Origin of the sequence: Photorhabdus noenieputensis, from assembly GCF_018448935.1 — a bacterium.
GTDB classification, from domain to species: Bacteria; Pseudomonadota; Gammaproteobacteria; order Enterobacterales; family Enterobacteriaceae; genus Photorhabdus; species Photorhabdus noenieputensis.
Genome location: NZ_RCWC01000059.1, coordinates 1 through 8,400 on the forward strand (window position 1 = coordinate 1; position 8,400 = coordinate 8,400).

The following is an 8,400-nucleotide window of genomic DNA, read 5'->3' on the forward strand; positions in this document are numbered from 1 at the left end:
TGGTAAACCGATTAAATAATCGCCCCCGAAAAACCCGGGGAGGGAAAACCCCGAATGAATTATTTAAAGGAATACGAACATGTTTACTTCCGGATTAACGATGTTGCACTTATTATGTGAATCCAAGATAAAAAAATATATTATATATTTTACTGATATTGCTCTTAATGTGATTTATTTCTATCTTGTTGTTATTTGGTGTTTTTTATTTTAAGTAAATTTTGTTGATTAAAATTGAAAATCTTTTGCAAATTATTTGTTGAAATTTTTAATAAAAAAGAAATTAATATCGTTTATGATTTAATTAATCCCAAAAAGCTCATCAGCATTGATCTAAAAAGGAACGACTATGCTTTGGAAGAATACTTCTAACCAATTTGGTCATTTATCTGTCCTGCTGCACTGGTTGGTTGCATTGGCTGTGTACGGTATGTTTGCGCTAGGACTGTGGATGGTGACATTGGGGTATTACGATACGTGGTATCACAAAGCGCCTGAACTTCATAAAAGCATCGGAATAATACTGATGATAGTAATGGTTGTGCGTGTTATCTGGCGTTTTGTTTCTCCACCACCCAAGCCATTAGCCAGTTATAGCCGCTTAATCAGAGTCAGTGCTGTTTTGATGCATATTTTGTTGTATATCTTACTGTTTAGCATTTTGATTAGTGGTTATTTAATTTCGACCGCTGATGGACAGTCAATTGCTGTTTTTGACTGGTTTACTGTGCCAGCCACATTAACAGGTCAGGGCGAACAGGCGGATACTGCCGGAATGATTCATCTTTACCTTGCCTGGGCGGTAGTAATTTTATCGCTATTACATGCTGTTGCGGCATTAAAACACCATTTTATTGACCGTGATGCAACCTTAAAGCGGATGCTAGGTTTCCGTCCTGAATAATACAAAAGACGATTATGGAGAAGAATATGTTGAAGAAGACATTACTTGGCTTGACAGCAGGTGCACTGTTACTGAATGCAGGTTCGGCATTAGCTGCCGATTATAAATTTGATATACCAGGCCAGCACGCCTTTATTCAATTCCGTATTCAACATTTGGGGTACAGTTGGTTATATGGGACATTTAAAGATTTTGATGGTTCTTTCACATTTGATGAGAAAAACCCGGCTGCGGATAAAGTCGATGTGACGATCAAAATAGCCAGTTTGGATACTAATCACGCTGAACGTGATAAACACCTGCGCGGTAAAGATTTCTTTAATACGGATAAATATCCTGAAGCAAAATTCACTTCAACAGCAGTGAAAAAAGAGGGGAATAAATATGTTGTTACAGGTGATCTGACTTTAAATGGTGTGACAAAGCCAGTGGTGCTGAATGCGGAACTACTGGGTGAAGGTAAAGACCCGTGGGGCGGCTACCGCGCAGGTTTTGACGCTTACGGTAAAATCAAACTGAAAGATTTTAATTTCCAAAAAGATTTGGGGCCTAAATCGCAGGAAGCAGAATTACTGATCTCTGTCGAAGGCATTCGGGAAAAGTAATACGCTGATTACTTAATTCAGTAGTGTCATTTATTAACGGCTGCGCATTGCGTGGCCTGTTTTATTGATAGGCAAAACCTTCTTTTCAGTTGATCTCATAGATGATACTGTTGTTATATACAGTTTTAATGCAATTGATTGTATATGGTTTTGGGTAGAAAATATACCCTATGGATTTCAAGATGGATCGCGGCGGCAAGGGAGCGAATCCCCGGGAGCATAGAGAACTATGTTACCGGGGTGAAAGAGTGCAGCCAACAAAGAAGCAACTTGAAAGATGACGGGTATATTAATATTGTGTTTTATTTGGCGCATACATGGTACTACTAGATTGATGCAAGTATCACTTGCAACTAAACTTAGTATAGAAACTGAGTGTTTATTGAACGCCATGATTAAATTATATATTAATAATACAGAGAGTTAAGGAGAGGGGGTTATGTCATCATTTACAAAACTCATAGATAAGGCATATGTTTCTCCTGATAAAATTATTAGGGAAACTGCTAAACTGATGAAACCTGAAAGTGCCGCTACTGAAGACTGCTCTCAGAGGTTGTTGATCAGAAATGACGGTACTGTCATGATTAACAGGAAGAATAGCGATGTGATAGCGGCTTTTGAACATAATATAAAAGCGTTATCAAAGAGAAAATAACTAATATGTGGCCTGTTTTTATTACCTTTGTTTTGATCTGTGGCTATAAATATATTGATAGTGACATACCATCAAAAATTGAGTTACAAAAAGCGCAAGGGTGGAATGCTTACTTTCAAGTAGCTTTAAAAGGTGGGGAGTTTCTGATCGCTGGCTTTGTCATGGCTGTATTTATTGATGTTCTGTTATATTTAGCAATGTACATTATGAATGTACCTGCATATTTTGGTGCAAAATACACTCAGTTTACATTTGCCACAGATTTGAATGGACTCAGATACGCTACAGCAAGCTTTTTTTCATGGATTGTAGTTATATCTACGGTTCTTATGAGTATAAGCCAAGCCTCAATCGCTAAAAACAGATCAGAAAACTATACGTACCGGATTAAAGCCATTAGGAATGATGCGAAAAAAGATTCTGTAAATGAATTATTACTAGAATCCTTGGAGTTCGGTCTTCTCGTTATGGTCACTCTCAAATCTCGAAAGGTGTATGTTGGGATGGTTGATGAAGCGAAATTTTACAATTTCCATACCCATTCGGATGCAATGGTATCAATTATACCATTTATAAGTGGATACCGTGATAAAGACAGCTTATCTTTTATGGTCGAGCATGATTATACGGATATTTATAGTAGAAAAGGTATAACGTTAAACTCTGAACCATTATCAGTATATCAATTCCGACATATATTACCGATAGACCAAATAGAATCTTTTTCTTTATTTGATGTAGATACTTATATATCGTTTGAAGAAAAGCATAGTAAGCATCCATTTGTAGAAAATAGTAATAATAATGATGAGGCTGTTGTTTAATGTGGCTTTTTTCTTGTCTGCCAAGTGAAGTGATGTGATTTTTCACTTGGCATTATATCAATGGGACTGTTTATTATATTGGCAATACGTATTTATATAGTTTTTATTTTTTTTCTTCCAGAGGAGAATACCGAGACTCTATTATAACATCGACACGAAACTCTCCAGAGTTATCGTAATATACACCGGGTGTATCAGAGAACAGAAGTACCAATTCACCATCTACGGGAACCGTTCTATGGAGCACGCCATTACCAATCCTATAGGTTTTGCCACCAATTTTTGCAACGAGATTGTATTCTGGATTTGTAGAGAGCGTGATGCTACCTTGAGGCGCGGATATCATATTACTTTCTTTGCCGTATCTCACCCATCCGCTAGCGACAATAGATATGATGTCTCCTTGCTTGAGAATAAGCCCTGTGGATTTACCGTTTTCAGCGTTAGCTGGAACACTTCCTGACCAATCAGCCATAGTATTGCCTCCGAAATTATGTTTTATAGAAATAGTTTTGTCAAAGATGTTTACATATTTGACTGAAAGAAAATTTATATTTTTATGATGAGATGAGCAATGAAAAACATTATGGATTGTGATCTGCGTTAATAACAATAATAATTTTCAGATCGATGGTTGATTTAATGTTATAATTGTTTTTTCTTTTTATAGGATATTAATTTTATATTGAATGATAGATTTTATGATTATTTTTTATTTTAAATTATTATATCGAACCATTAGAATAAAAGAGAATGATTATTTTTTAAATTTTATGATTTAATTATATCAGAAAATTAAAATTGCCATTAATTCTTATTCCGTTTGGAAATTGTGTGAAATGGTTACAGTAAATTATTGGTAGATAATGTTTCTTGCATAGATTAGATAATCCCACGGTTGGAGATGTTGTCCGATGTATTGGTGGATTGCGTGAAATAAGGTGGGTATTTTATTGTATTCTACATGGAAACTCATCTCAGATTATCTGTTTTCTCTCTACGAGAGTGAATAAGAAAGTAAGATAATCCAAAATAAATACCTATTAATCGATAGGATGACTTTTACGACTATTGAATCATCAAGATATTTCTATGTCTAACAGAAAATCAGTTAACACAGGAGTAAAATGGGTTGAATAAGATAGCCAATATCGCCGGTATTTAATGCAGACTGAGTTGTTGATAAATATACCCGCTATCTTTCAAGTTGCCTCTTTGTTGGCTGCACTCGCTCACATAGTTTGCTATGTGAGCGGGAATTCACTCGATTGCCGTCGCGATGCATCTTGAAATCCATAAGGTATAGATTAATTAAAAGGTTAGATAGATGATATTATTGGTTGCTATGATAAGTAGTATTAAAGATATTTTTAATTAAAAATCAGGGTGTTGGATATTTTTATGGTCATTGAGTAAAAATCAGTGAAAACCTGACTGCTTTATATATCGAAAATTACTTTGTCTGGGAATAGGGTGTTTTTATAAATTCATCCTTTATAAGATTGACAATAACTCAATCTCTATTGAGTTTGTAACACTTTCTTACAAATGTTACTTTTTGTAAATGAAAAAAATGGAAATTTTTTCTTGCTATTTTGTGATGATTTAATAATTATAATCTACAGCTCCATCATATGGACAGTATGAAGGAAATTTCAACTCCTGTTCCCTTATTCAAAGGGATTAATTGGTGGGAATACATTTCTGTCTTCCTGTCATTCAGCTCATTATTATTCACGGCATAAGCGGTGCTTTTTGTCTATGGTAATAGGGTTTTTACTACCTTATTTTTTTGGTGGAGAAATCAATCAGTTCCATTTTCTAGCAGGATGTGGGAGCCGCAAAATTTTGCCAATTTACCGGTTATTGTAATAGCGAGTAAAGGAAACAACACTGATGAATACATTAGATCCGCGAGAATGTTTAGATTGTAGGTTGTTGAAACACTGGGTGGAATTTCAGTTGGTGGATGAACAGGGGAAGCCGCTGGTTAATATGCCTTATAGCCTGATAAGCAAGGGGCTACCGAATTATGTGCGCAAAGGGAAGACGGATGGTTTTGGGGTGCTCAGGGAAGAAGACCTGTCAGCCCATCCCGTGACATTGTATATTCACGCCCAATCGCTGGCCAATGAAATGGAACAGCGCCCGTTGCGGGAAATACGCGGTGAAGAGGCTTCGGTAGTAAAACCGAAAGCGGAAGCCGAAGGCTATCAATATCGCTATGTGACTATCGGGCAGATTAGTGATGGGTTGCCGGTGATTAAAGATTGGAAAGATTCTAAAGATATTCCACCGCTTTATCATTTCCCGGACCCGGAACCAAAAGGCTATCAGGTTCATCCGTTAAATCGACGTTATGTACTAGAGGTATGTCCTTTTCGGGCTTGGGTTTTGCAACTACATCATCAGAAGGAATATTCCATTGTTAATGCCTATAACCAGTGTTTGATGAGTGTGCTGGCCTATGCTGGCGGGGATGTTGATGTTGAAGGTTCTATACTTCACTTTTTTAACCGGCAAATGGTGGATGTCTCGAAGCTGCCTTATCGGATGAACGATGTTTCGGCAACGCCTGTGGTTTATGATGTGCCGTTTAGTGAACGTTATGCTCGGATAGAGTTTATTGATTCAAAAACAGCAGACAATGACAATAAACAGGGTGATACTCGACTGTTTTATATCGCCAGCAGCAGTGATGTTCTTGTTAGTTGGCGGGGTACAGCCACTACGGAGAATTATCTGACCGATGTTACCTTCCAGCCCTTAAGCTTAAGTTGCGATAATGAGAAATCTCTGTGCAGCGGATTTATTCACCGTGGCAAAGTGCATAAAGGGTTTTGGGAGGCATTCAGTCTGGTTGGGAAGTTAATCGTTCCTAGTGATAAAGCCAAAACTACAACAGTATTCCAAGATATCATTAGCTTAGCTAAAAACAAAAAATTATTTATCTGTGGTCACAGTCTGGGAGGCGCACTGGCATTACTGCACAGTGCACAACTGAAAGAACACAATCCTTGTCTCTACAGTTACGGGATGCCACGAACATTAACCCGTAGTGCAGTACAGGAACTATCTTCTATTATCCATTATCGCCATGTTAATGAGAATGACCCTATTCCTTTAGTGCCCTTTGAACAGGATATGGATAATGTTTTTTTCAATTACTGGACGTTGGCGGGGTATGACTGGGAAATCATGAAATTATTGTCACCCTCACCGATTATTCAGGCAATTAAACAGGCGACAGCCAGTAAAGAAATTTATCTGCATCACGGCAAAGTGGTTCATTTTTTAAAAGCCAGTGCCTGCCCGGAATGGCTGATTGCCGCCAGTAATGTATCGTTGATAACCAGATTGAGTGCAGAGGAAATATTAAATAATATAACAAAACTGTATTTAATTCCTGAATTGAATAAAGAAACAGAACACTTTTTCTCTCAGGCCGGTGAACAGCAAAATGCCCTGTTTAATCAGCTAAGTCCACAAGAACAGGATAAATTGTTTGATGAAAATGAAAATCCTGAGTTAAAAGACAGAGTAAGTATCCTTAATCACTTCTCATCTAAATATGCCGGTTATATTGATGCACGTCTTAAAGAGTTATGCGAACCGGATAAAATGACGACTTATCAGGACAGTCAGCGTCAATTTAAGGAGAAAATGGATGTTTATAAGAGACTGACACCAGACGCTGTTTACTACCGTAATCTCTGCTTTCTGGAAATGGATAAACAGTTAATAAAATCATTGGCCGTCAGTCAGCAGGAAGAAAAAGGGAAACTGGCCTTACAGTACTACTGCGATGGTAAGGAACTTTCAGTATGAAAATAGTGAAAATTACACTGCTATTGCTATTTTTCTATTTTATTTACTGGGCATTTGGCGATACCTTTTTTAACTGGCTATTTCCCTTTTCATCTAAGGGAAAGGGCCCGTGGATCACAGTGGAAGGCGTCATGCCGAAATATACAAGACCGTATGTGTCGGCAGAATATATCTCAAAAGATTGTCTTGAATATGAGTTTAGTGCGACTATGACACCTCATAAGGTACCGACCTATAACGGATTGAGCCTAGATGTGAAGGCCGATCCAAAAACCGGTTATTTTCAGACAAAATTACCTTTTAGTGGTGGAGGTTGGTGTAAATGGAAAATCAACCGAGCGTTTGTGGCAGTGGGTTATGCCGATGTTAGTCACCTGGTGAAAGATGCGGTGCCTTCTTCGGGAACAGGATTAGCCGCTTTTATCAACGACGCAGCGCGAACAAATTATTCTGAAGCCTCTGAGACTCGCGCATTGAATATTATAGATTACAGACCGGTTATTTACCCTGTTTTTAAAGTTGTCGAAGGATATCCAAACGGAATTTCCTTACTGGGGAAGGTGGATTTGTTTCCTTTTCGGCTGAAATTAATTCCAGGAGCGGAATGGAAAATCACCTTTAAGCCTAAGTTGGATGAAACCAAAATGCCTAAAATCACGGTAACTAATGGGAGAGGCGAATGGGTTGAGTACCCCGGTGGACATATTGAAATCAATACCCAAATGGCAGATACCCGGTACATAAAGTAACGCTCTACTAAGGTCATATCACCAGTTTATCTAAATGCCAACATGAGAATTCTGTTATTAAAAGGAACTGTCCGTATGAAAATATTGAAGATAACGCTGTCCTTATTATTTCTCTATTTTATTTATTGGGCGTTTGGTGACACCTTTTTTAACTGGTTATTTCCTTTTTCATCTGACAGGAAAGAACAATTGATTACGGTGGAAGGCGTCGCGCCGAAATACACAAAACCGTATGTATCTGCGCAGTATATCTCAAAAGACTGCCTTAGATATCAGCTTGATGCAGGTATGTCGCCTTATCAAGTGCCGACTTATTATGGATTACGTCTGGATGTGAAGTCAGATCCACAAACTGGTTACTTTCAGGCGAAATTACCCTTTAGTGGCGGAGGTTGGTGTGAGTGGAAAATTAATCGGGCCTCTGTGGCAGTGGGATATACCGATGTACGTCATCTGGTGAAAGATGCTGTGCCATATGCGGGAACAGGTTTAACCGCATTTATTAACGATGCTGTTCAGACAAACATTAGCGAAATTGCAGCATTGAATACCATTGATTTCAGCCCAATTATTTACCCTGTTTTGGAAATGGCTGAGGAGAGTCCAAAAAGAATATTTTTACAGGGTCAAGTTAGTATGTATCCCTTTCGCTTCACGTTAGCGCCGGATGCTGAATGGAAAATTATCTATAAGCCTAAACTAGATCAGGGCAAGATCGTGAATATTTTGTTAAAAAAATCAGATTTGACCGACGGTAATAGTTATGATCTCATACTCTCTTTTTGAGAGCAAAAACCATGTGCTTTGATATTTTTACTGAACATTTCTCAGA

8 protein-coding genes are annotated in these 8,400 nt (G+C 37.8%); 7 read left to right on the forward strand and 1 reads right to left on the reverse strand.

The annotated features are described in order from the left end of the window. Positions 1-349 precede the first annotated feature (349 nt). From EAE91_RS22505 to EAE91_RS22520, 4 genes are all read left to right on the forward strand, one after another. Positions 350-904, forward strand: a complete 555-nt coding sequence (locus tag EAE91_RS22505; RefSeq protein WP_214090408.1) for a cytochrome b — start codon at positions 350-352, stop codon at positions 902-904. A 26-nt stretch (positions 905-930) separates the two neighbouring features. After that, the gene (locus tag EAE91_RS22510) at positions 931-1,509 is read left to right on the forward strand and encodes a YceI family protein (protein ID WP_214090409.1); all 579 of its coding nucleotides are present in this window, start codon (positions 931-933) and stop codon (positions 1,507-1,509) included. A 439-nt stretch (positions 1,510-1,948) separates the two neighbouring features. Then, positions 1,949-2,167: a hypothetical protein gene (locus EAE91_RS22515; RefSeq protein ID WP_214090410.1), complete on the forward strand. Its 219-nt coding sequence runs from the start codon at positions 1,949-1,951 to the stop codon at positions 2,165-2,167. 5 nt (positions 2,168-2,172) lie between these two features. Further along, entirely contained in the window at positions 2,173-2,991 is an 819-nt protein-coding gene (locus EAE91_RS22520) for a hypothetical protein (protein ID WP_214090411.1), read from the forward strand. Positions 2,992-3,094: 103 nt separating this feature from the next. Here EAE91_RS22520 and EAE91_RS22525 read toward each other — a convergent pair whose 3' ends face one another. After that, on the reverse strand, positions 3,095-3,466 hold the full coding sequence (locus EAE91_RS22525; RefSeq protein ID WP_036778599.1) for a LecA/PA-IL family lectin: 372 nt from the start codon (positions 3,464-3,466) through the stop codon (positions 3,095-3,097). Between the two features lie 1,421 nt (positions 3,467-4,887). On the opposite strand from EAE91_RS22525, the gene EAE91_RS22530 reads away from it, so the two are divergent. From EAE91_RS22530 to EAE91_RS22540, 3 genes are all read left to right on the forward strand, one after another. Further along, a complete protein-coding gene (locus tag EAE91_RS22530) occupies positions 4,888-6,819 on the forward strand; it encodes a lipase family protein (RefSeq protein ID WP_214090412.1) in 1,932 nt (643 codons plus the stop codon). Next, positions 6,816-7,568: a hypothetical protein gene (locus EAE91_RS22535; protein WP_214090413.1), complete on the forward strand. Its 753-nt coding sequence runs from the start codon at positions 6,816-6,818 to the stop codon at positions 7,566-7,568. Before EAE91_RS22530 ends, EAE91_RS22535 begins: the two co-directional genes overlap by 4 nt. Positions 7,569-7,643: 75 nt before the next feature. Then, the gene (locus EAE91_RS22540; protein ID WP_214090414.1) at positions 7,644-8,354 is read left to right on the forward strand and encodes a hypothetical protein; all 711 of its coding nucleotides are present in this window, start codon (positions 7,644-7,646) and stop codon (positions 8,352-8,354) included. The last annotated feature ends 46 nt before the right edge of the window (positions 8,355-8,400 follow it).